The sequence below is a fragment of the Pseudomonas sp. PA-1-6B genome (assembly GCF_021609545.1).
GTDB classification, from domain to species: Bacteria; Pseudomonadota; Gammaproteobacteria; order Pseudomonadales; family Pseudomonadaceae; genus Aquipseudomonas; species Aquipseudomonas fluorescens_BV.
Genome location: NZ_WJZM01000008.1, coordinates 25,918 through 46,145 on the forward strand (window position 1 = coordinate 25,918; position 20,228 = coordinate 46,145).

The 20,228-nt window shown below is 61.3% G+C and carries 19 protein-coding genes; 11 read left to right on the top strand and 8 right to left on the bottom strand.

The features are described from left to right. Positions 1–20 precede the first annotated feature (20 nt). Positions 21–527, bottom strand: a complete 507-nt coding sequence (gene def, locus GIV35_RS06420) for a peptide deformylase (RefSeq protein ID WP_105225263.1) — start codon at positions 525–527, stop codon at positions 21–23. A 135-nt stretch (positions 528–662) separates the two neighbouring features. Between def and GIV35_RS06425 the strand changes: the two genes are divergently transcribed. From GIV35_RS06425 to GIV35_RS06435, 3 genes are all read left to right on the top strand, one after another. Next, complete coding sequence (locus tag GIV35_RS06425; protein WP_213153180.1) at positions 663–1,439, top strand: peptidoglycan-binding protein; 777 nt, start codon at positions 663–665, stop codon at positions 1,437–1,439. A gap of 63 nt (positions 1,440–1,502) precedes the next feature. After that, positions 1,503–2,606, top strand: coding sequence for a DNA-processing protein DprA (gene dprA / locus GIV35_RS06430; RefSeq protein WP_020301424.1), 1,104 nt, complete (start codon positions 1,503–1,505; stop codon positions 2,604–2,606). Between the two features lie 73 nt (positions 2,607–2,679). Beyond that, complete coding sequence (locus GIV35_RS06435) at positions 2,680–3,237, top strand: L-threonylcarbamoyladenylate synthase (RefSeq protein ID WP_014716292.1); 558 nt, start codon at positions 2,680–2,682, stop codon at positions 3,235–3,237. 91 nt (positions 3,238–3,328) lie between these two features. On the opposite strand, the gene GIV35_RS06440 is transcribed toward GIV35_RS06435, so the two are convergent. Next, positions 3,329–4,306, bottom strand: coding sequence for a quinone oxidoreductase family protein (locus tag GIV35_RS06440; RefSeq protein ID WP_105225267.1), 978 nt, complete (start codon positions 4,304–4,306; stop codon positions 3,329–3,331). A gap of 178 nt (positions 4,307–4,484) precedes the next feature. On the opposite strand from GIV35_RS06440, the gene hemF reads away from it, so the two are divergent. Then, the gene (gene hemF, locus GIV35_RS06445) at positions 4,485–5,417 is read left to right on the top strand and encodes an oxygen-dependent coproporphyrinogen oxidase (RefSeq protein WP_014716294.1); all 933 of its coding nucleotides are present in this window, start codon (positions 4,485–4,487) and stop codon (positions 5,415–5,417) included. Beyond that, entirely contained in the window at positions 5,417–6,247 is an 831-nt protein-coding gene (aroE, locus tag GIV35_RS06450) for a shikimate dehydrogenase (RefSeq protein ID WP_213153182.1), read from the top strand. The genes hemF and aroE overlap by 1 nt, the downstream gene beginning before the upstream one ends. A gap of 6 nt (positions 6,248–6,253) precedes the next feature. Here aroE and GIV35_RS06455 read toward each other — a convergent pair whose 3' ends face one another. The 3 genes from GIV35_RS06455 to betC form a co-directional block, all read right to left on the bottom strand. Next, positions 6,254–7,822, bottom strand: coding sequence for a SulP family inorganic anion transporter (locus tag GIV35_RS06455; protein ID WP_213153183.1), 1,569 nt, complete (start codon positions 7,820–7,822; stop codon positions 6,254–6,256). Between the two features lie 152 nt (positions 7,823–7,974). After that, positions 7,975–8,889, bottom strand: coding sequence for a choline ABC transporter substrate-binding protein (gene choX, locus GIV35_RS06460; protein ID WP_236264105.1), 915 nt, complete (start codon positions 8,887–8,889; stop codon positions 7,975–7,977). A gap of 18 nt (positions 8,890–8,907) precedes the next feature. Then, positions 8,908–10,422 carry a choline-sulfatase gene (gene betC / locus GIV35_RS06465; protein WP_105225272.1) on the bottom strand — a complete coding sequence of 505 codons (1,515 nt, stop codon included), beginning with the start codon at positions 10,420–10,422 and terminating at the stop codon, positions 8,908–8,910. Between the two features lie 103 nt (positions 10,423–10,525). Here betC and GIV35_RS06470 point away from each other — a divergent pair, with 103 nt between their 5' ends. The 6 genes from GIV35_RS06470 to GIV35_RS06495 all read left to right on the top strand — a co-directional run bounded on the left by GIV35_RS06470 (position 10,526) and on the right by GIV35_RS06495 (position 16,255). Beyond that, the gene (locus tag GIV35_RS06470; protein WP_105225273.1) at positions 10,526–11,476 is read left to right on the top strand and encodes a choline sulfate utilization transcriptional regulator; all 951 of its coding nucleotides are present in this window, start codon (positions 10,526–10,528) and stop codon (positions 11,474–11,476) included. A gap of 30 nt (positions 11,477–11,506) precedes the next feature. Beyond that, positions 11,507–11,833 carry a DOPA 4,5-dioxygenase family protein gene (locus GIV35_RS06475; RefSeq protein WP_200647470.1) on the top strand — a complete coding sequence of 109 codons (327 nt, stop codon included), beginning with the start codon at positions 11,507–11,509 and terminating at the stop codon, positions 11,831–11,833. Positions 11,834–12,009: 176 nt separating this feature from the next. Beyond that, entirely contained in the window at positions 12,010–12,969 is a 960-nt protein-coding gene (locus GIV35_RS06480; RefSeq protein WP_034129204.1) for a 2-dehydro-3-deoxygalactonokinase, read from the top strand. 1 nt (position 12,970) lies between these two features. Next, positions 12,971–13,591, top strand: coding sequence for a 2-dehydro-3-deoxy-6-phosphogalactonate aldolase (locus GIV35_RS06485; RefSeq protein WP_223022958.1), 621 nt, complete (start codon positions 12,971–12,973; stop codon positions 13,589–13,591). A gap of 48 nt (positions 13,592–13,639) precedes the next feature. Continuing rightward, complete coding sequence (gene dgoD / locus GIV35_RS06490; RefSeq protein WP_003187297.1) at positions 13,640–14,788, top strand: galactonate dehydratase; 1,149 nt, start codon at positions 13,640–13,642, stop codon at positions 14,786–14,788. A 162-nt stretch (positions 14,789–14,950) separates the two neighbouring features. Beyond that, positions 14,951–16,255, top strand: a complete 1,305-nt coding sequence (locus GIV35_RS06495; protein ID WP_165861682.1) for an MFS transporter — start codon at positions 14,951–14,953, stop codon at positions 16,253–16,255. Between the two features lie 33 nt (positions 16,256–16,288). Here the strand turns inward: GIV35_RS06495 and GIV35_RS06500 are convergent, their stop codons facing one another. The 3 genes from GIV35_RS06500 to trpB all read right to left on the bottom strand — a co-directional run bounded on the left by GIV35_RS06500 (position 16,289) and on the right by trpB (position 20,170). Then, entirely contained in the window at positions 16,289–17,947 is a 1,659-nt protein-coding gene (locus tag GIV35_RS06500; protein WP_236264106.1) for an FAD-dependent oxidoreductase, read from the bottom strand. 187 nt (positions 17,948–18,134) lie between these two features. Beyond that, positions 18,135–18,944: a tryptophan synthase subunit alpha gene (gene trpA / locus GIV35_RS06505; RefSeq protein ID WP_014716305.1), complete on the bottom strand. Its 810-nt coding sequence runs from the start codon at positions 18,942–18,944 to the stop codon at positions 18,135–18,137. Next, positions 18,944–20,170: a tryptophan synthase subunit beta gene (trpB, locus tag GIV35_RS06510; protein ID WP_014716306.1), complete on the bottom strand. Its 1,227-nt coding sequence runs from the start codon at positions 20,168–20,170 to the stop codon at positions 18,944–18,946. The genes trpA and trpB overlap by 1 nt, the downstream gene beginning before the upstream one ends. Positions 20,171–20,228: the final 58 nt, after the last annotated feature.

Consider the following 20,228-nt stretch of genomic DNA (forward strand, 5'->3'; position numbering starts at 1 on the left):
AAGCCTTTGGAAGAAGGGCATCAAGCTTGCTGGCGATGCTTTTTTTCCAGCTTCTTCTTGATGCGGTCACGCTTGAGCGTGGACAGATAATCGACAAACAGCTTGCCGTTGAGGTGGTCGCATTCATGTTGGATGCACACCGCCAACAAACCTTCGGCAATCAGCTCAAACGGCTTGCCGTCACGGTCCAGCGCCTTGATCTTCACGCGTAGCGGGCGTTCCACATTTTCGTAGAACTCCGGCACCGACAGGCAGCCTTCCTGGTATTCGCCCATCTCTTCGGTCAGCGGTTCGAACTCAGGGTTGATGTACACCCGAGGTTCGCTGCGATCTTCCGACAGGTCCATGACCACGACGCGCAGATGCACGTTGACCTGGGTAGCGGCGAGGCCGATGCCCGGGGCTTCATACATTGTTTCAAACATGTCATCGACCAACTGACGAACCTTGTCGTCCACTACGACCACCGGCTTGGCGATCGTGCGCAGGCGCGAGTCGGGAAATTCGAGGATGTTCAAAATAGCCATAAGCGTAATTGCTGCACATGTGAGGAAGAGACAAATCGGCGGTGGGATGGACCCATACGGCCGGTGTGAAACGCTCGGAAGCCGCGAAGGCCATGGCATTTCACGCGAACGCACATAATAAAGGAGATTCACCCCATGAGGAAATCGCTACTCGTCTTGCTGCTGTGGGCCCCGTTCGCTACGGCTTTGATTGCGCAACCCACTGAGCGCCTGGATCAGGCAGCGCAACAGGCCATCCAGCACTTTTTACTGCACAACCGTATTTTTGACTCGCCCGAGGACCTGGATAACGCGCCTTACATTATTGCGGCGCAAGGCGGGCGCGTGCTGGGTGCCAACGACGAGCGTGTGCATGCGCGCGGGCGTCTGGACCCGGCCCAGCCGAGCTACGGGATCTTTCGGCGAGGCAAGGCCTACACCGACCCCGTTACCCAGGAGTTACTCGGCATCAATGCCGACGACATCGGCACTGCGCGCTTTGTGCTTGCCGACAGCCTCAGCACCCTCGCAGTGCAACGGGTGACCCAGGAAATCCGCCCAGGCGACCGCTTGTTGCGCGCCGAGCCTCCCGTTGCTTTGGCGAACCTGGAGCCGTGCAAACCTGCACCCTTGATTACAGGGCACATCATCGACATCCCCAAGGGCGTCACGCAGATTGGCGTGCTCGACGCTGTGACCCTGAACAAGGGCCGCCGCGATGGCCTGGTGGAGGGCCAACTGCTGACGGTAATCAAGGCTGGTACCACCGTGCGAGACGCCCTCACCGGCACGCCCACACCACTCCCGGATGAGCGAGCCGGCACCCTTCTGGTGTTTCGCACCTATGAAAAGCTCAGCTATGCCCTGGTGCTCAGCGCTTCACGGTCGCTAGCCGTGCAAGACCGTTTCGAGACGGCTGATCAAGCGCAATAAATAGCCGGCTAAATAAGTTACCAACAGAGTTATCCACAGCTTGTTCCGGTCAAGGATGATCATATGAATCCGATAAACAGTAGCGATATTTCCCCGGCAGAGCTGGAAGCCCGGCTACGCTTGCACAGGCTGCCAGAACTGGGGCCCAAGCGTTTTCACGTATTGATCGAAGCCTTTGGCTGCGCTTCCAAGGCCCTGAGTGCTCCCGCCAGCGCCTGGCGTTCCCTCGGTTTGCCCGCCATCAGTGCCGAGGCCCGACGTAGCCCCAAAGTCCGTGACGGTGCCAGTGAGGCGTTAGCCTGGCTGGCGCGCCCGGCCCAGCATTTGCTGATGTGGGACCAACCAGAGTACCCGGCGTTGCTCGCGCAGATCGACGATGCGCCGCCGTTGTTATTCGTGGCGGGCGACCCCGGTATTCTGGAAAAACCACAGTTGGCCATGGTCGGAAGCCGGCGTGCCTCTCGCCCAGGCATGGACACGGCAGCGGCCTTTTCCCGCAGCCTGGCGAGCGCCGGTTTTGTCATCACCAGTGGGCTGGCGGTGGGCATTGACGGCGCAGCGCACCAGGCGGCATTGGACGTGGGCGGCCATACCATCGGCGTGCTTGGCACTGGCCTGGAAAATTTTTATCCACAGCGCCATCGCAAGCTTGCTGCGGCGATGATCGCCCAAGGCAGCGCCGTGGTTTCCGAGTTTCCGCTGGATACCGCGCCCCAGGCCGGTAATTTCCCACGGCGCAACCGGATTATCAGCGGGTTGTCGTTAGGCGTGCTGGTGGTGGAGGCCAGTATGTCCAGCGGCTCGCTGATCACCGCACGCCTGGCGGCGGAGCAAGGGCGTGAGGTGTACGCGATTCCGGGTTCTATCCACCACCCCGCCGCCAAGGGCTGTCATCAACTGATCCGTGATGGCGCGGTGCTGGTGGAAACCATCGAGCACATTCTTGAAGGCCTGCGCGGTTGGCAGCGGTTGCCCCCTGCTGCGCCGGTGCCCGTGACCCATCCGCTGGTGGCGCTGCTGCACGCGGCACCGCATAGCAGCGAAGCCTTGGCGATTGCCAGCGGCCGGCCGTTGTCCCAAGTGCTGGCCACCCTGACGGAGCTGGAGTTGGAGGGCCAGGTGATTTGCGAAAGCGGGCGCTGGCTGGCGCGGTGTCCGCTTTTGTAGTGGACGTTTTTGGCGCTAGGTTTTGTAACGAAGATCGGTAAACTGCCCAGAGCTTTAGTCCGGAGAGTAAACAATGGTCAACAGGTGGCGTGTGCTGGAAGCCGCACGGGAAATTCGCGCAGGCGCGGTGATCGCCTATCCGACCGAAGCGGTCTGGGGCCTGGGCTGCGACCCGTGGAACGAAGAAGCAGTGGATCGGCTGCTGGCGATCAAGAACCGCTCGGTCGACAAAGGCCTGATCCTGGTGGCGGACAATATTCGTCAGTTCGACTTTCTGTTTGAAGATTTCCCGGACACATGGATCGAACGCATGGCCAGCACCTGGCCAGGGCCGAATACGTGGCTGGTGCCCCATCAAGACTTGCTGCCCGAATGGGTCACGGGTGTGCATGACACCGTAGCGCTGCGGGTCAGTGATCATCCGTTGGTGAGAGATTTGTGCGCCGAGGTCGGCCCGTTGATTTCCACCTCGGCCAACCCACAGGGCCGCCCGGCAGCCCGCACGCGGATTCGCGTGGAGCAGTATTTTCGCGGGCAAGTGGACCTGGTGTTGGGCGGCGCCTTGGGTGGGCGCAAGAACCCGAGCCTGATTCGGGACCTGGTGACGGGTGATGTGGTGCGCCCCTCCTGAGACCGCAGTGCATTCATCGCAGGCAAGCCAGCTCCCACATTAACCGCGAACACTCATCAATGTGGGAGCTGGCTTGCCTGCGATGAGGCCCTTAAGGCAGCAGGATGGTTGAGCCAGTCGTGCGCCGCCCCGACAACTCCGTCTGCGCTTTGGCCGCCTCCGCCAGCGGGTAGCGCTGGTTGATATCAATGCGCACCTTGCCGCTCTTGATCATCGAAAACAGATCGTCCGCCATCGCCTGCAAGTTTGCAGCATTGTTGGCGTAGGTCGCCAACGTTGGCCGGGTTACGTACAGCGAACCCTTCGCCGACAGAATCCCCAGGTTCACCCCATCCACCGCACCCGATGCGTTGCCGAAGCTCACCACCAAACCCCGCGGCGCCACACTATCCAGTGAGGTCAGCCAGGTGTCCTTGCCGACGCCGTCGTACACCACCGGGCACTTCTTGCCGTCAGTCAATTCCAGTACGCGTTGTGCGACATCTTCCTTGCTGTAGTCGATGGTTTCCCAGGCGCCGAGTGATTTGGCCAGGGCGGCTTTTTCCGGGGAACTGACCGTGCCGATCAACTTCACCCCCAGGGACTTGGCCCATTGGCAGGCCAGGGAACCCACGCCACCCGCAGCGGCGTGGAACAAAATGGTTTCACCGCCTTTGAGCTCATAGGTCTGGCGCAACAGGTATTGCACGGTCAGGCCTTTGAGCATGGCACCGGCGGCCTGTTCGAAGCTGATCTCATCCGGCAGGTGCACCAGGTTGGCGGCAGGCAACACATGCAGCTCGCTGTAGGCACCCAGCGGGCCGCTGCCGTAGGCCACGCGGTCGCCAACTTTGAATTGGCTGACTTCACTGCCCACCGCGTCCACCACGCCAGCGCCTTCCGCACCCAGGCCCGATGGCAGGGCGGGTGGCGCGTAGAGACCACTGCGGAAATAGGTGTCGATGAAGTTCAGGCCGATGGCCTCGTTGCGCACCCGAACCTGCTGTGGGCCTGGCTCCGCTGGCGTGTAATCCACATACTCAAGTACTTCGGGGCCGCCATGGGCGCTGAACTGGATACGTTTGGCCATCTGCACTTCTCCTTGGGTTCGAATCTGCGTAGCCCCCTATCGGACTCCTAAGCTTGATCTTCGTCAACTGCGGCGCACCTAAGTGCAGTGGCATGTAGGCGCAGTGGTATCCTGTGCGCCCATTTGCCGCCGACGCCCCATGGGCCTCGCGTAGCTTTGCCCGATTCAAGGTGATGCCATGACTACCCGCACCGAGGCCGTTAAAGCCTACCTGCTTGACCTGCAAGACCGCATTTGCAGCGCCCTGGAAACCTTCGAGACGGACACTCGCTTTATCGAAGACGCCTGGACCCGGCCAGCCGGCGGTGGCGGTCGTACCCGAGTGATGGAAAACGGTTCGGTTATCGAAAAAGGCGGTGTCAACTTTTCCCACGTGTTCGGCAGCGGTTTGCCACCGTCTGCCAGTGCCCATCGCCCTGAACTGGCGGGCCGTGGGTTTGAGGCCCTGGGTGTGTCGCTGGTGATCCATCCGCATAATCCGCATGTACCGACTTCCCACGCCAATGTGCGGTTTTTCATCGCTGAAAAAGAAGGCGAAGAACCGGTGTGGTGGTTCGGTGGTGGCTTCGATCTCACCCCGTATTACGGCAATGAAGAAGACTGTATTCACTGGCACCGCGTGGCCGAGCAGGCCTGTGCACCGTTTGGCCCGGACGTGTACTCACGCTACAAGGCCTGGTGTGACACCTACTTCCACATCAAGCACCGCAACGAGCCCCGTGGCATCGGTGGCCTGTTCTTCGATGACTTGAACGAGTGGGGCTTTGACACCTGCTTCGCCTTCATCCGCGCCATCGGCGATGCCTACATCGATGCCTACCTGCCAATTGTGCAGCGTCGCAAGGCCATGGCGTACACCGAGCAACAACGCCAGTTCCAGGAGTTCCGCCGGGGCCGCTACGTTGAGTTCAACCTGGTCTATGACCGTGGCACCCTGTTCGGCCTGCAATCGGGCGGGCGTACGGAGTCGATCCTGATGTCGCTGCCACCTCAGGTACGCTGGAGCTACGACTGGAAGGCCGAAGCCGGCAGCGAAGAGGCGCGCCTCACCGACTACTTCCTGCAAGACCGTGACTGGCTCGGCGTTGCCGCGCCCAAGGCGGCGGTGTGATGGACCGTTATGTGGTGTTCGGCAACCCCATCGGCCATAGCAAATCGCCGCTGATTCACTGTCTGTTCGCTGCCCAGACCGGCGAACAACTGGACTACAGCACGATGCTCGCGCCGTTGGAGGACTTCACCGCCTGTGCCCGTGAGTTCTTCCAACACGGCCGTGGCGCCAACGTGACCGTGCCGTTCAAGGAAGAGGCCTATCGCTTGGCCAATACCCTGACCGAACGGGCGCAGCGCGCCGGCGCCGTGAACACCTTGAGCAAATTGGCTGACGGCACGTTGTTGGGCGACAACACCGACGGCGCGGGCCTGGTGCGCGACTTGACGGTCAATGCCGGGCTGAGCCTGCAAGGCAAACGCATCCTGTTATTGGGCGCCGGTGGCGCGGTGCGCGGTGCGCTGGAGCCATTGCTGGCGCAGCAACCCTCGTCGTTGATCATCGCCAACCGCACCGTGGAAAAGGCCGAGCGACTGGCTGAGCTGTTCGATGACCTGGGCCCGGTGTCTGCCAGTGGTTACGACTGGTTGCGTGAGCCGGTGGACGTGATCATCAATGCCACGTCGGCCAGCCTGTCAGGCGATGTACCGCCGATTGCCGGCAGCCTGATCGAGCCGGGCAAGACCTTCTGCTACGACATGATGTACGCCAAGGAACCCACTGCATTCTGCCGCTGGGCGAGCGAGCAAGGCGCGGCGGTGGCGATGGATGGCTTGGGCATGCTGGTGGAACAAGCGGCGGAAGCCTTCTTGCTGTGGCGCGGTGTGCGTCCGGATTCGGCGCCCGTACTGGCCGAACTGCGCCTGCAATTGGCCAGCTCCCACAGTTGATCGGGTTTAGTCTTCGAAATGGAGGGGGCAGTTATCCGGCCCCTCCAGCTTCATTAACTCCTCAACCACCTGCGGCCTGGCCCCACGCAACGTCAAGCTACGGCCCAACCCCGCCAACCGCCGCGCCTCCTGGTGCAGCATCTCCACCCCGGAATAGTCGATAAAGTTGATCTGCTGCGCCTCGATCACCACCCGCTCACCCTGCAGACGTTGCAGGCGCACTTGCAGGTAATGACTGGCGCCAAAAAAGATCGAGCCGCCCACCCGCAACACATCCGCTTCACCGTCGCGCCAGTGTTGCACCCGTGGCTGCGAGGTGCGCTTGAGGTAGAAAAACAGCGACGCCAGTACCCCGGCATAGATCGCCGTTTGCAGCTCCAACAACAAGGTGGCGACACAGGTCAGGCTCATCACCACAAATTCGGCGCGGCTGACCCGGAACAGCGCACGAATGCCGCGGTGGTCCACCAGGCCCCAGCAGATCAGCAGGATGCTCGCCGCCATGCTCGGGATCGGAATATGCGCAATCAACGCTGCGCCAAATAACGCGAATAGCGCCACCCACAGGGCCGAAAACACCCCCGCCAATGGCGAACAGGCACCCGCCTCATAACTGAGACCCGAGCGGGTGAACGATCCGGCTGACAAGTAGCCGGAAAAAAATCCGCCCACGATGTTGGATAAACCCTGGGCGCGTACTTCCTGGTTGGCGTCGAGCAGTTGTTGCGAGCGGACGGACAGCGAACGGGCAATCGACAGGCTGGTCACCAACCCCAACATCCCCACCGCCACGGCACTGGGCAGCAGGCGCAGCACCAGATCCAGATCCATTGGCAACGGGCTGAACGGCGGTAGTTTGCCAATAAACGAACTGACCCGTGCCACATGCCCGAACATCGCCGGCCACAGCCATGCCGCCACGCTGCCCAACACCAATGCGATCAACAATGTCGGCCAGCGTGGCACCAGGTACTTGAGCAGCATACCTGCCAGCAACGTACCCAGCCCCAGGGCCAGGGACGCGTGGTCCCACTCGCCACGATGGTCGATCAGCGCCAGCAGGCCATTGATGGCCGTGGCCTGGCTCGGTAAATCCAAGCCGAGCAGGTTGGGCAGTTGCCCCAAGGCGATCACTACGGCGGCGCCCAGGGTGAATCCCAGCACCACCGAATGGGAGACAAAGTTCACCAACGCGCCGAAGCGCAGCAGGCCGAGCAACCACTGGAACACCCCGGCGAGGAATGTCAGTAACAGGATGAGGGTGATGTAGTCCTGTGAACCTGGCACGGCCAATGGGCTGATGCTGGCGTAAAGCACGATGGAGATGGCGGCCGTGGGCCCGCAGATCAGGTGCCAGGACGAGCCCCACAGGCAAGCGATCAATACCGGGATGATGGCGGCGTAGAGCCCGTATTCGGGTGGGAGACCGGCGATCAGTGCGTAGGCAATCGACTGCGGCAGCGCAAGCACCGCGCCGCTGAGGCCGACGATGGCATCCCGGCCGACGCTGGCGCGGGTTTGGCGCGGCAGCCAGCGCAGGAAGGGCAAAAGTGTATGGCGGTTGGGCCGGGGCATCGCAGGCTCGGGTAAAGGGTTTTGGCAAGAGTATCAATGCATGGGTACGTGTGGGAGCTGGCTTGCCTGCGATGCTGGCGCCTCGGTGTGACAGGCATACCGGGGTTATGCTATCGCAGGCAAGCCAGCTCCCACAGGGTCGCCGGCAAGCATCAGAGTTTGGCTTTTACCGCCGGCAACGCCTCCTGGCCATCCAGGGTTTTCACGTCCTTCAGCCATTGGTCCAGCACTGCCGGGTTGGCCTTGATCCACGCCTTTGCCGCCTGCGCATTGCTGACCTTGTTGTTGGCCACGTCAGCCATGATGCTGTTCTCCATGGCCTGGGTAAAACTCAGGTTGGTCAGCAGTTTTCCGATATTGGGGCACGCTTGTGCGTAACCCTTGCGGGTCAAGGTATAGACGCTGCCGGTGGCACCAAAGTACTGCTCGCCGCCCTTGAGGTAGCGCATTTTCAGTTGCACGTTCATCGGGTGCGGGGTCCAGCCGAGAAAGGTGATGAAACGCTGTTTCTTCACCGCTCGCGAGACCTCTGCGAGCATCGCCTGTTCGCTGGACTCGATCAGCTTCCACTGCCCCAGGTTGAAATCATTCTTTTTGATGATTTCCTGCAACGAGATATTGGCCGGCGCGCCGGAGCCGATGCCGTAGATCTTCTTGTCGAACTTGTCGGCAAATGTGTTCAGGTCGGCGAAGTCATGCACCCCGGCGTCCCACACATAGTCCGGCACGGCGAGGGTGAACTCGGTGCCCTCCAGGTTCTTCGCCAGTTGCACCACATCGCCGTTGGCCACGAACTTGTCGTAGAAGCCTTGCTGCGCCGGCATCCAGTTGCCAAGGAAGACATCCACCTGGCCGTCCTTGAGCCCGCCGAAGATGATCGGCACCGCCAGGGTGTCGACCTTGGGTTGATAGCCCATGCCCGTCAGCAAGAAACTGGTGATAGCGTTGGTGGCGGCAATATCGCTCCAGCCTGGGTCGGCCATCTTTACCGTTTCGCAGCGCGTGTCTGCGTACACCTGGGCGCTGCTGAGCATCACCAAACTCAGTACCACGGTCAACTTTTGCATGGCCTTCCCTCTGTCTACTTATTGGTTTTGGCAGGGTTGTGGAAAACGTGCTTTGCGCTCCAGGTCATCAAGGTCGATATGGTTGCGCATGTACTGCTGACTGGCGTCTACCAGTGGCTGGTGATCCCAGCTCTTGAGCTTGCCATGGGTCAGCGCTTCAAACACCAGGCGGCGACGGCGTTGGCTGGCGAGCACCTGTTGATGGATCGCCGGGATATCCCATTTAGCCCGCGCTTCACGCAAGAACGCCTCGAACAATGGCCGATGTTCAGCTGACTGGCTGAGGTTTTCCTGCTCGCTCGGGTCGTTGTTAACATCGAACAATAGGCAAGGATCGTCCTCGCTGTAGATGAATTTGTAGGCGCCCCGGCGAATCATCATCAATGGGCTGACGGTGCCTTCGGCCATGTATTCGCCAAACACTTCGTCATGCCCGCCCTGCCCCTGCAAGTGCGGGACCAGTGAGCGGCCGTCCAGCGGCAAGTGCGGGTCCAGTTCCCCGCCGGCCAATTCCACCAGGGTGGGCAACAAGTCGGCGGTCGACACGGCCTGGGTGACGCGGCCAGCGGCGAACTGCCCCGGCGCACTGATCAGCAGCGGCACGCGGGCGGCCATTTCAAACCAGTGCATTTTGTACCAGAGGCCGCGCTCGCCAAGCATGTCGCCGTGGTCGCCAGAGAAAATGATCAGGGTGTCGTCGGCCAGGCCGGTGTCTTCCAGGGTCTGCAGCAGCTTGCCGACGTTGCTGTCGATGTAGCTGCACGCACCGAAGTAGGCGCGGCGGGCGTCGCGGATCTTATCCACAGGCAGCGGTTTGTCCCACAAGTCATAAACCTTGAGCAGCCGCTGGGAATGCGGGTCGAGGTCGGCCTGGGGCGGCGTCGCGGGCATTGGGATGTCGGTGTCTGCGTACAAGTCCCAGAACGGCTTGGGAATGGTGTAAGGGTCGTGGGGATGGGTCATCGACACCGTCAGGCAAAACGGCTGGTCACCTTCCTCACGGATATGGTCGAACAGATATTGCTGGGCCTTGAACACCACCTCTTCGTCGAAATCCAGCTGGTTGGTGCGCACGCACGGGCCGGCTTGCAGCACCGAGGACATGTTGTGATACCAGGTAGGGCGTACGTCTGGCTCATCCCAGTTCACTGCCCAGCCATAGTCGGCGGGGTAGATGTCGCTGGTCAGGCGCTCCTCATAGCCGTGTAACTGGTCGGGGCCGCAGAAGTGCATCTTGCCCGACAGTGCGGTGCGGTAGCCCAGGCGGCGCAAGTAGTGGGCATAGGTCGGCACATCGGCGGGGAAATCGGCGGCGTTGTCGTAGGCGCCGATCTTGCTCGGCAACTGGCCGCTGACCAAGGTGAAGCGCGACGGTGCGCACAGCGGGCTGTTGCAATAGGCGGCGTCGAACACCACGCCTTGTGCCGCCAGGCGGCTGAGGTTGGGCAGCTTGATCGGGGAAGGCCCGTAGAACGGCAGCATCGGCGCGGCCATCTGATCGGCCATGATGAAAAGAATGTTCTTGCGCTTCATGGTTTCTCGGCATTCCATAGGCAGTGTTTATGCCAATGAGCATGCAGTCCATGAATTATGGGGTAAAGCCCATGCGCAGCAATGACTAGGATAAGTTGAGCTTATGTATGAGGCGCTTGGTGACCTTTCTCTCGATTTGCTGCGCGCCTTTGAGGCGGCGGCACGCCATCGCAGTTTCACCGCGGCCGCGATGGAGCTGGGTACCACCCAACCGGCGGTCAGCCAGCAAATCAAACGCCTTGAAGAGCAACTGGCGATCCGCCTGTTTGATCGCATTTACCGCGGCATCGAACTGACCGACGCCGGTGCCCTGCTGTTCGAGCATGTGCAAGGCGGCCTGCAGAACATCAACCAGGGGCTCGGCGCCATCACTCAACAAAGTCAGCATGAAGTGCTGCAAGTCGCCACCGACTTTGCCTTCGCCGCCTATTGGCTGATGCCAAGGCTGCATCGCTTTCACCAGGCCAACCCGCAGGTGGATGTCAGCCTGGTCACCAGTGAGCGCAACCCGGCCACCCTGCGCAGCGATATTGATGTGGCGGTGCTGTTCGGCGATGGCCGTTTCAAGCAGGGCGAGAGCCTGTGGTTGTTCAATGAGGAAGTGTTCCCGGTGTGCAGCCCACAGTGGCTCAAGGAGCAGGTCGCGCCCCTGACGGTGCAGACCTTGCAAGACTGCCCGTTGCTGCACCTGCGCCAGGAAAACAACAGCCAGTGGTTCGACTGGAACGGTGTGTTCCGTGAATTGGGTATCACGGCTGCGCCGACCCCTGGGCAATTGCGCTTTGACAACTACACCTTGCTGATCCAGGCGGCGATTGCCGGCCAGGGCGTCGCCATCGGCTGGCGCCACCTGGTGGATAACCTGCTGGAGCAGAATTGGCTGTGCCGGCCGATCAGCCCCACAGTGACGTCGCGCTTGGGCTATTACGTGGTGCAGCCCCAGCGCAAACGCCGCGGGCAGTTGGTGGACCGCTTTGTCGAGTGGTTGGTGGCGGAGCAGGCCAGCAGCGCGCAGTCTTTGACCGGGCTGGCTCTGCCGTCGATTGCGGTCTAGGATCGGCGCACAGTGGAACCGGAGTCAGTCATGCAACGTATCAAGGGCTACCACGCCCATATCTACTTCGACGCCAGCACGATCGAGCAAGCGCGCACGCTCTGTGAAGAGGCCGCCAAGTTGTTCCCGCTGCGCATGGGCCGCGTGCACGAGCGGCCCGTGGGCCCGCACCCGGATTGGAGTTGCCAGCTGGCGTTCGAGCCGGAATATATCGGCGTGGTGTTGCCGTGGCTGGCGCTGCATCGCAATGGTCTGGTGGTGTTCCTGCACCCTGAAACCGGTGACGACCTCAAGGACCACACCGATTACGCCATCTGGATGGGCGCGATGCGCGAGCTGGACTTGTCGATTTTTTAACCTTTCTTACCCGATAAATCCGTGTCTTTCCCTAAGTAAAAACAAGAATAGTTGTAGGATTTATCTTGTCTTGTCTCATTATATGGGATTGATATTTATATATTGAGATATTGCGCCCCCTAGGTTTATATTCGCCCATCTGCTTTTTTCAGCACCCACTCATTTCAGGTGAAGCGATGCAGGCGCAATTGATCGCGCTCGATTGGGGGACCAGCTCCCTTCGTGCTTACAAACTCGGCCCCGCGGGCGTTGTGCTGGAACAGCGCTCGCAAGCCTGGGGCATCATGCATTTGCCCACAGAGCCCCGGGAAATAGCCGGTGTGCTATGCACTGACGGCTTTGAGCTGGCGTTCGATAGCGCCTGTGGCGATTGGCTTGATGCCCAGCCCGGGCTACCGGTGATCGCTTGCGGCATGGTCGGCAGCGCACAGGGTTGGAGCGAGGCGGCCTATCGCAGCACGCCCGTGGATGTCGCCAGTCTCGGCCAGGCATTGCATGGCATACGCAGCCTGCGTGGGGTGCAGGTGCATATCGTGCCGGGGGTGATCGAGCAAGTGGGTCTGCCCAATGTCATGCGTGGCGAAGAAACCCAAGTGCTCGGCGTACTGCAAGGGCTTGGGCCCCAGGTGTTGATCGGCCTGCCCGGCAGCCATTCCAAGTGGGTCGAGGTGGTGGAAGGCCGCATTACCCATTTCGATACCTTCATGACTGGCGAAGTGTTTGCGGTGTTGAGCAAGCACAGCATCCTGGGGCGTACCCAACAAGCGAGCGAGCAGTTCCAGGCCGAGGCGTTTGATCAAGGCGTGCGCGTGGCACTGTCCAACGATGGCCAGCGTGGCGTGCTTTCGACTCTGTTCAGTGCCCGTACCCTTGGGCTCACGGCGCAGCTGGCGCCCGACCAGCAACCCGATTACCTATCTGGCCTGCTCATCGGACATGAGCTCGCCGGCTTGCCAGACTCGGCCAAACATCAGCCGATCATCCTGGTCGGCGCTGCTGCACTTTGCGCCCGCTATCAACGCGCCCTCGCCCTTTGCGGATTTGCCCACGTCAGCCTGGCGCAAGAAGCCACCGAGCGTGGCCTGTGGCAACTGGCGCAAGCCGCCGGGCTCATTCGACCTGTACTGGAGGCCTGACATGCTCAAGCAAGCACTCGCACAAAACGGTTTGATCGCCATCCTGCGCGGCCTACGCCCCGACGAAGCCCAGGCGGTCGGCCAGGTGCTGTACGACGCGGGTTTTCGCGTGATCGAAGTGCCGCTCAACTCGCCAGACCCCTACACCAGTATCCGTACCCTGCGCGACAGCTTGCCCGCCGATTGCCTGATCGGTGCCGGCACGGTGTTGACGCCTGAGCAGGTCGAACAGGTCAAGGCGGCCGGAGGCCAGGTGATCGTCATGCCCCACAGCGATGCCAAGGTGCTGCGTGCCGCCAAAGCGGCGGGCCTGTACTTGTCGCCTGGGGTAGCCACGCCTACCGAAGCCTTTGCCGCACTGGCCGAAGGCGCCGATGTGTTGAAGCTGTTCCCGGCCGAGCAGATGGGCCCTTCAGTGATCAAGGCATGGCTGGCGGTATTGCCGGCGGGCACGTTGCTGCTGCCGGTGGGCGGCATTACCCCGGACAACATGCAGGTGTTTACCGACGTCGGCGCCAAGGGCTTCGGATTGGGTTCCGGACTGTTCAAGCCGGGCATGACAGTGGATCAGGTTGCGAGCCGTGCCCAGGCTTATGTCGCCGCCTGGAAAGCCCTGAGCTGAGAGCATATTCCGCGCCCACAGGCGCTGCATCTATAAGAGAGACAAGAGATGAAAATCACCAAACTGACGACCTTTATCGTTCCGCCGCGCTGGTGCTTCCTCAAGGTCGAAACCGACCAGGGTGTGACCGGCTGGGGTGAGCCTGTGGTCGAGGGCCGCGCTCACACGGTGGCCGCCGCCGTCGAAGAACTGTCCGACTACCTGATCGGCAAAGACCCTCGCAATATCGAAGATATCTGGACCGTGCTCTATCGCGGTGGCTTCTACCGAGGCGGCGCGGTGCACATGAGCGCCCTCGCCGGCATCGACCAGGCGTTGTGGGACATCAAGGGCAAGGCCCTCGGTGTATCGGTCAGCGATCTGCTGGGCGGCCAGGTGCGTGACAAGATCCGCGTGTACTCATGGATCGGCGGTGACCGCCCCGCCGACACTGCCCGTGCCGCCAAAGAGGCGGTGGCCCGTGGCTTCACAGCCGTGAAGATGAATGGCACCGAAGAATTGCAGTTTGTCGACAGCTTCGAAAAAGTCGACCTGGCCCTGGCCAACGTCGCTGCCGTGCGCGATGCGGTCGGCCCTAACGTGGGTATCGGCGTCGACTTCCATGGCCGCGTGCACAAGCCGATGGCCAAGGTGCTGATGAAAGAGCTCGACCCGTACAAACTGATGTTCATTGAAGAGCCGGTGCTCAGCGAAAACTACGAAGCGCTGAAAGAACTGGCACCGCTGACCAGTACGCCGATCGCCCTGGGCGAGCGCCTGTTCTCGCGCTGGGATTTCAAGCGGGTGCTCAGCGAAGGCTACGTCGACATCATCCAGCCGGACGCCTCCCACGCGGGTGGTATCACCGAAACCCGCAAGATCGCCAACATGGCCGAAGCCTACGACGTGGCCTTGGCCCTGCACTGCCCGCTGGGCCCGATTGCCTTGGCGGCATGCCTGCAACTGGATGCGGTTTGCTACAACGCGTTTATCCAGGAGCAGAGCCTGGGCATTCACTACAATGAAAGCAACGATTTGCTCGACTACGTGCGAGATCCGGGCGTGTTCGACTATGACCAGGGCTTTGTAAAAATCCCCAACGGCCCAGGTCTGGGCATTGAGATCAACGAGGAGTATGTGGTTGAGCGCGCGGCCATCGGCCATCGCTGGCGCAACCCGATCTGGCGCCATGCCGATGGCAGTTTTGCCGAGTGGTGATTTCCACCTGATTGAAACGCGCTAAAAAATGTGGGAGCTGGCTTGCCTGCGATGGCGGTGGGCCAGTCACTGCAGTGGTGCCATTTATGCCGCCATCGCAGGCAAGCCAGCTCCCACATTGAGCGCGTTCCTTCCTCAACAAATATAAAAAGAGGCACCCCCATGCACCCTGAATCCCTCACCGGGCAGGCTCCCTTAGTCACGCCTAGCAGAAAGCGCTTTTTCATCATGGTGCTGCTGTTCATCACCGTGGTCATCAACTACCTCGACCGTAGCAACCTGTCGATTGCCGCGCCCGCGCTGACCAGCGAGCTGGGGATCGACCCGGTGCAAGTCGGGCTGATTTTCTCTGCCTTCGGTTGGACCTACGCCGCCATGCAAATCCCGGGTGGCTGGCTGGTAGACCGGGTGCCGCCGCGCATTCTCTACACGGCCGCCCTGCTGCTGTGGTCGATTGCCACCGTGATGCTCGGTTTCGCCGCCAGCTTTATCGCGCTGTTCGTGCTGCGCATGGCCGTGGGCGCGTTGGAGGCGCCGGCCTATCCCATCAACAGCCGTGTGGTCACCACCTGGTTTCCCGAGCGCGAGCGCGCCACGGCTATCGGCGTCTATACCTCCGGGCAATTCGTCGGCCTGGCCTTCCTCACCCCGGTGCTGGCGTGGCTGCAGCACCAGTACGGCTGGCACATGGTGTTTGTGGTGACCGGTGGCGTCGGCATCCTGTGGGCCGCGATCTGGTACGCGGTGTACCGCGAGCCCAAAGATTTCAAAGGCGCCAACGAAGCCGAAATCCAACTGATCCGCGACGGTGGCGGTCTGGTGGACATGCAGGCTAAAACCGTCAAGGCACCCTTCAGCTGGACCGACCTCGGCATCGTGCTGAGCAAACGCAAGCTGTGGGGCATCTACCTGGGCCAGTTTTGCCTGAACTCCACGCTGTGGTTCTTCCTGACCTGGTTCCCGACGTACCTGGTGAAATATCGCGGCATGGACTTTATCCAGTCTGGCTTGCTGGCCTCCTTGCCGTTCCTGGCCGCGTTTGTGGGCGTGCTGTGTTCGGGGGTGTTTTCCGATTGGCTGATTCGCCGTGGGGCGTCGGTAGGCTTTGCGCGCAAGTTGCCGATCATCAGCGGGCTGCTGATTTCCACGGCGATCATCGGGGCCAACTATGTGGACTCGACGGGGTGGGTTATCGCGTTTCTGGCGGTGGCGTTTTTCGGCAATGGCCTGGCGTCGATCACCTGGTCGCTGGTGTCGACCCTGGCGCCTGCCCGTCTGCTGGGGCTGACCGGCGGGGTGTTCAACTTCATCGGCAACCTGGCGGCAATTGCCACGCCTATCGTGATTGGCTTTCTGGCCAGTGGCTCGTCATTTGCGCCGGCCATTACCTACATTGCGGTCCTGGCGCTGCTCGGCGCGCTTTCCTACATATTGCTGGTCGGCAAAGTCGAGCGGATAGAACTGTAAAGAGGGCGACCTTCGGGTCGCCCTTTTTTCGTTCTACGGCACCGACATCTCGTTGCGAAATATATTGTGCGGGTCCCAGCGCTGCTTGGTACGGCGCAAGCGGCTTTCGATCATTAGATCGGGAAAGAAGATTTTGTACCACTGGGGGTTTTTGCCGTTGGCCGGATTACCGCCTGTGTAAGTCATGTCGAGGTCGGGGTAATTGATGTAGCAGCCTTCGAACGCATTGTTGAGCGGTACGCCTTGCGCATCGGCAAACGCATTGACGTACAGCCCTCGGATCCAGTCGGCATGGGCTTGATCCGCGGCCGCGCTGTCGTCGTGCCAGTAACACTGGGGTTGCCACTTGAGGAAGGACGAACGCTGGGCGGCCGACGACTCCTTGCGCACGGGCGCGCTGGCGGCGTTGATCTGGCCGCCGAAGGACTGAATCTGGATCAGGCTTTGTGTCAGGTGGTTGTCAGGGTCCGGCCAGGTCAGGGTAGTCCAGATGGCCTGTAGCACTTGGGGGCTGAACTCACCTTTCTGATAGGCCGATTTATAGCGCCCACGCTGATTGTCTCCCGAACCATTCAATGTTTGCTGGCACACCAGCCAGTCCAGGCGCCGCGCCGCAGCCTGGGCGGATGAGACTGAGTCGATGGGGCGCCCGCCGGCTGTGCCAGGCGGCAAATGGACCACATGAAACGGCACCAGCGACTCGGTGGCAGGTAAGCCGATGGCCGTGAGCATCTTGTCGACAAAATCATCGAAGGGCGCACGGTCGTTGAGCTCACCCTCCTTGTCCACATAATGGATGCCCAAGGTGATATTGCCTGTGTGCTCGTGGCGCATTTCCAGTTTGGTCGCCAGGCCCCAGGTGTCCGGGTTGCTCTGATGACTGGCGAACCATAGCTGGTAAGCCACCAGCAGATTGTTTAGTGCATCCTGGGTCAGTACTGACCAATCCCATTCCAACACCAGCCACAGTACTTCTTTGGGGGCCGGTGGCAGGTCCTTGAAGTAATAGCTGGTGATAATGCCAAATTGACCACCCCCCGCACCGCAGCACGCGGCGAACAGGTCCAATTCGTCCTGTTGGGTGCTGTCCCTGCTGACATGGCGCGGTTCGAGCCCTTTGCCTTGGCTGTCAGGCACCAGGATGTCGACCCCGCTGAGCCAGTCACACACCAGTCCATACTTGCGCGACAGCAGCCCATAGCCGCCACCGCAAATGTGTCCGCCCAGGCCCACGCTATAGCATGAGCCGCCGGGCAAGGTTTTGTTGGCCAGCTTGTACAACGCGCCATAGGCGTCCCAGTTCTGGCCGCCGGCCTCCAGGCGAAAGCGGTAGCGAAAAGGCTGCGTGCGGCTCAGCTCGGAACCGATCTGGCCGCTGGCATCGTAGACCACTCGGTTCAGCGCGCTGATATCCAGGATCGACAGCACCTCATCCGGACTGTCGGGCATCTTGTTGGCGACAAACCCTTCGTAGCAATGACCGCCGCTGCGTACGGTGATGCGCCCATTGGGCAGGGCCAATGCCTGGGCGGCGGCGTCCATGATGTCTTGCGGGCTGCGGCAAAGGTAAATCAGGTTGGCGCCATTGGGCGAAGACTGGCCCTGCACATTGCCCAAGGGCCAGCGCAGATTGAAACCCTTTTGCAGGGTTGAGTGGCGACGGTCTGAAACGGTGATGAGATCAAATGCCATGATGTACTCCTGAGAGCCAAGAATGACTTCTGATGCGGCTAACTTAACGACCGAGGGGCAAGGACTGCGGGGCTTGCGAAGGTGGTTAGACGGCAAAGGGCACGAAGTGCGTTAAAAAAGGAGGTGGGCGACATGCCCACCTCCTTTGAAGCCTAGCGTATAAGCTGTGGCGGTTGCGACGTATAGCTTACTTGCGTGCGTTGCGCACACCTTCCGACAGCGCCGCGCACAGGGTCAGCACGCCATCAATGGCTTGCTGGTCGTTCTTGGCCGTGGCGATGTGATCGATCAGCGCCGAACCCACTACCACCCCGTCCGCCAGGCGTGCGATGGCCGCTGCCTGGTCCGGTGTGCGGATACCAAAGCCGATGCTGATAGGCAGGTCGGTATGGCGGCGCAGGCGGGTCACGGCTTCTTCGACGTGCTCCAGGGTGGCGGCACCCGCTCCGGTGACACCGGCGACCGACACGTAATACACAAACCCGGAGCTGCCATTGAGCACAGTAGGCAGGCGCACGTCATCGGTGGTCGGCGTGGTCAGGCGGATAAAATCGATGCCTGCGGCCTGGGCCGGGTCGCACAGCTCGCCGTTGTGCTCGGGGGGCATGTCCACCACGATCAGGCCGTCGACGCCAGCTGCCTTGGCATCGGCAATGAACTGCGACACGCCGTATTTGTGGATCGGGTTGAAATAGCCCATCAACACCAGCGGCGTGTCGTTGTTGTCCTGGCGGAACTCGCGAACCATCTGCAGGGTTTTCAACAGGTTCTGCTTGGCGGCCAGCGCGCGGATATTGGCCAGCTGGATGGCCGGGCCATCGGCCATCGGGTCGGTGAAGGGCATGCCCAGCTCGATCACGTCGGCGCCGGCGGCCGGCAAGCCCTTGAGGATCGCCAGCGAGGTGTCATAGCCGGGGTCGCCAGCGGTGACGAAGGTCACCAGGGCGGCGCGATTTTGTTCTTTAAGTTGCGCAAAGCGGGTTTGCAGGCGGCTCATCAGTGTTTCTCCTGCTTGGACTGTTCCATATGGTGCATCACGGTCTGCATGTCTTTGTCGCCACGGCCCGAGAGGTTGACCACCATCAGGTGATCCTTGGGCAAGTTTGGCGCGCGCTTGAATACTTCAGCCAGGGCGTGGGCGCTTTCCAGTGCCGGAATGATCCCTTCCAGGCGGCAGCATTTGTGGAAGGCTTCCAGGGCTTCATCGTCCGTTACCGAGGTGTACTGGACGCGGCCGATGTCATGCAACCAGGCGTGTTCCGGGCCGATGCCGGGGTAGTCCAGGCCTGCGGAAATCGAGTGGGCGTCGATGATCTGGCCGTCGTCGTCCTGCAGCAGGAAGGTGCGGTTGCCGTGCAGCACGCCCGGTACGCCGCCGTTGAGGCTGGCAGCGTGCTTGCCGGTTTCGATGCCATGGCCTGCGGCTTCAACACCGATGATCTCGACGCTGGTGTCATCCAGGAATGGGTGGAACAGGCCCATGGCGTTGGAACCGCCGCCGATGCACGCCACCAGGCTGTCCGGCAGGCGGCCTTCCTGGGCTTGCAACTGGGTGCGGGTCTCCTTGCCGATCACGGCCTGGAAGTCGCGCACCATCGCCGGGTATGGGTGTGGCCCGGCCACGGTACCGATCAGGTAGAAGGTGCTGTCGACATTGGTTACCCAGTCGCGCAGGGCTTCGTTCATGGCGTCTTTGAGGGTGCCGGTGCCGGCGACCACGGGGATGACCTCGGCGCCCAGCAGCTTCATGCGGAACACGTTGGCCTGCTGGCGCTCGATGTCGGTGGTGCCCATGTAGATCACGCATTGCAGGCCAAAGCGCGCCGCCACGGTTGCGGTGGCCACGCCGTGCATGCCGGCGCCGGTTTCGGCGATGATGCGTTTCTTGCCCATGCGCCGGGCCAGCAGGATCTGGCCGATGCAGTTGTTGATCTTGTGCGCGCCGGTGTGGTTGAGCTCTTCGCGCTTGAGGTAGATCTTGGCGCCGCCGCAGAACTCGGTCAGGCGTTCGGCAAAATACAGCGGGCTTGGGCGCCCGACATAATCGCGCTGAAAGTAGGCCAATTCTTCGTTAAACGCCGGATCTACCTTCGCCGCTTCGTATTCACGGGCCAGGTCGAGAATCAACGGCATCAGGGTTTCAGCGACGTAGCGGCCGCCGAACGCACCAAACAGGCCGTTGGCGTCAGGGCCGTTGCGTAGATCGGTCTGGGACTGAGTCATGGGACGCTCCAGGAAAAATGTGTTTAAAGGCAATGACGGTCACTCTACTCGTGACGCT

Excerpts from the sequence above, each read along its gene's own strand:
- GIV35_RS06495 (WP_165861682.1), top strand. The coding sequence starts at position 14,951 with ATGCACCCTGAATCCCTCACCGGGCAGGCTCCCTTAGTCACGCCTAGC.
- choX (WP_236264105.1), bottom strand. The coding sequence starts at position 8,889 with ATGCAAAAGTTGACCGTGGTACTGAGTTTGGTGATGCTCAGCAGCGCC.
- hemF (WP_014716294.1), top strand. The coding sequence starts at position 4,485 with ATGACTACCCGCACCGAGGCCGTTAAAGCCTACCTGCTTGACCTGCAA.
- GIV35_RS06435 (WP_014716292.1), top strand. The coding sequence starts at position 2,680 with ATGGTCAACAGGTGGCGTGTGCTGGAAGCCGCACGGGAAATTCGCGCA.
- def (WP_105225263.1), bottom strand. The coding sequence starts at position 527 with ATGGCTATTTTGAACATCCTCGAATTTCCCGACTCGCGCCTGCGCACG.
- GIV35_RS06470 (WP_105225273.1), top strand. The coding sequence starts at position 10,526 with ATGTATGAGGCGCTTGGTGACCTTTCTCTCGATTTGCTGCGCGCCTTT.
- trpB (WP_014716306.1), bottom strand. The coding sequence starts at position 20,170 with ATGACTCAGTCCCAGACCGATCTACGCAACGGCCCTGACGCCAACGGC.
- GIV35_RS06485 (WP_223022958.1), top strand. The coding sequence starts at position 12,971 with ATGCTCAAGCAAGCACTCGCACAAAACGGTTTGATCGCCATCCTGCGC.
- GIV35_RS06500 (WP_236264106.1), bottom strand. The coding sequence starts at position 17,947 with ATGGCATTTGATCTCATCACCGTTTCAGACCGTCGCCACTCAACCCTG.
- aroE (WP_213153182.1), top strand. The coding sequence starts at position 5,417 with ATGGACCGTTATGTGGTGTTCGGCAACCCCATCGGCCATAGCAAATCG.
- GIV35_RS06455 (WP_213153183.1), bottom strand. The coding sequence starts at position 7,822 with ATGCCCCGGCCCAACCGCCATACACTTTTGCCCTTCCTGCGCTGGCTG.
- GIV35_RS06475 (WP_200647470.1), top strand. The coding sequence starts at position 11,507 with ATGCAACGTATCAAGGGCTACCACGCCCATATCTACTTCGACGCCAGC.
- betC (WP_105225272.1), bottom strand. The coding sequence starts at position 10,422 with ATGAAGCGCAAGAACATTCTTTTCATCATGGCCGATCAGATGGCCGCG.
- dprA (WP_020301424.1), top strand. The coding sequence starts at position 1,503 with ATGAATCCGATAAACAGTAGCGATATTTCCCCGGCAGAGCTGGAAGCC.
- GIV35_RS06480 (WP_034129204.1), top strand. The coding sequence starts at position 12,010 with ATGCAGGCGCAATTGATCGCGCTCGATTGGGGGACCAGCTCCCTTCGT.
- GIV35_RS06440 (WP_105225267.1), bottom strand. The coding sequence starts at position 4,306 with ATGGCCAAACGTATCCAGTTCAGCGCCCATGGCGGCCCCGAAGTACTT.
- trpA (WP_014716305.1), bottom strand. The coding sequence starts at position 18,944 with ATGAGCCGCCTGCAAACCCGCTTTGCGCAACTTAAAGAACAAAATCGC.
- dgoD (WP_003187297.1), top strand. The coding sequence starts at position 13,640 with ATGAAAATCACCAAACTGACGACCTTTATCGTTCCGCCGCGCTGGTGC.
- GIV35_RS06425 (WP_213153180.1), top strand. The coding sequence starts at position 663 with ATGAGGAAATCGCTACTCGTCTTGCTGCTGTGGGCCCCGTTCGCTACG.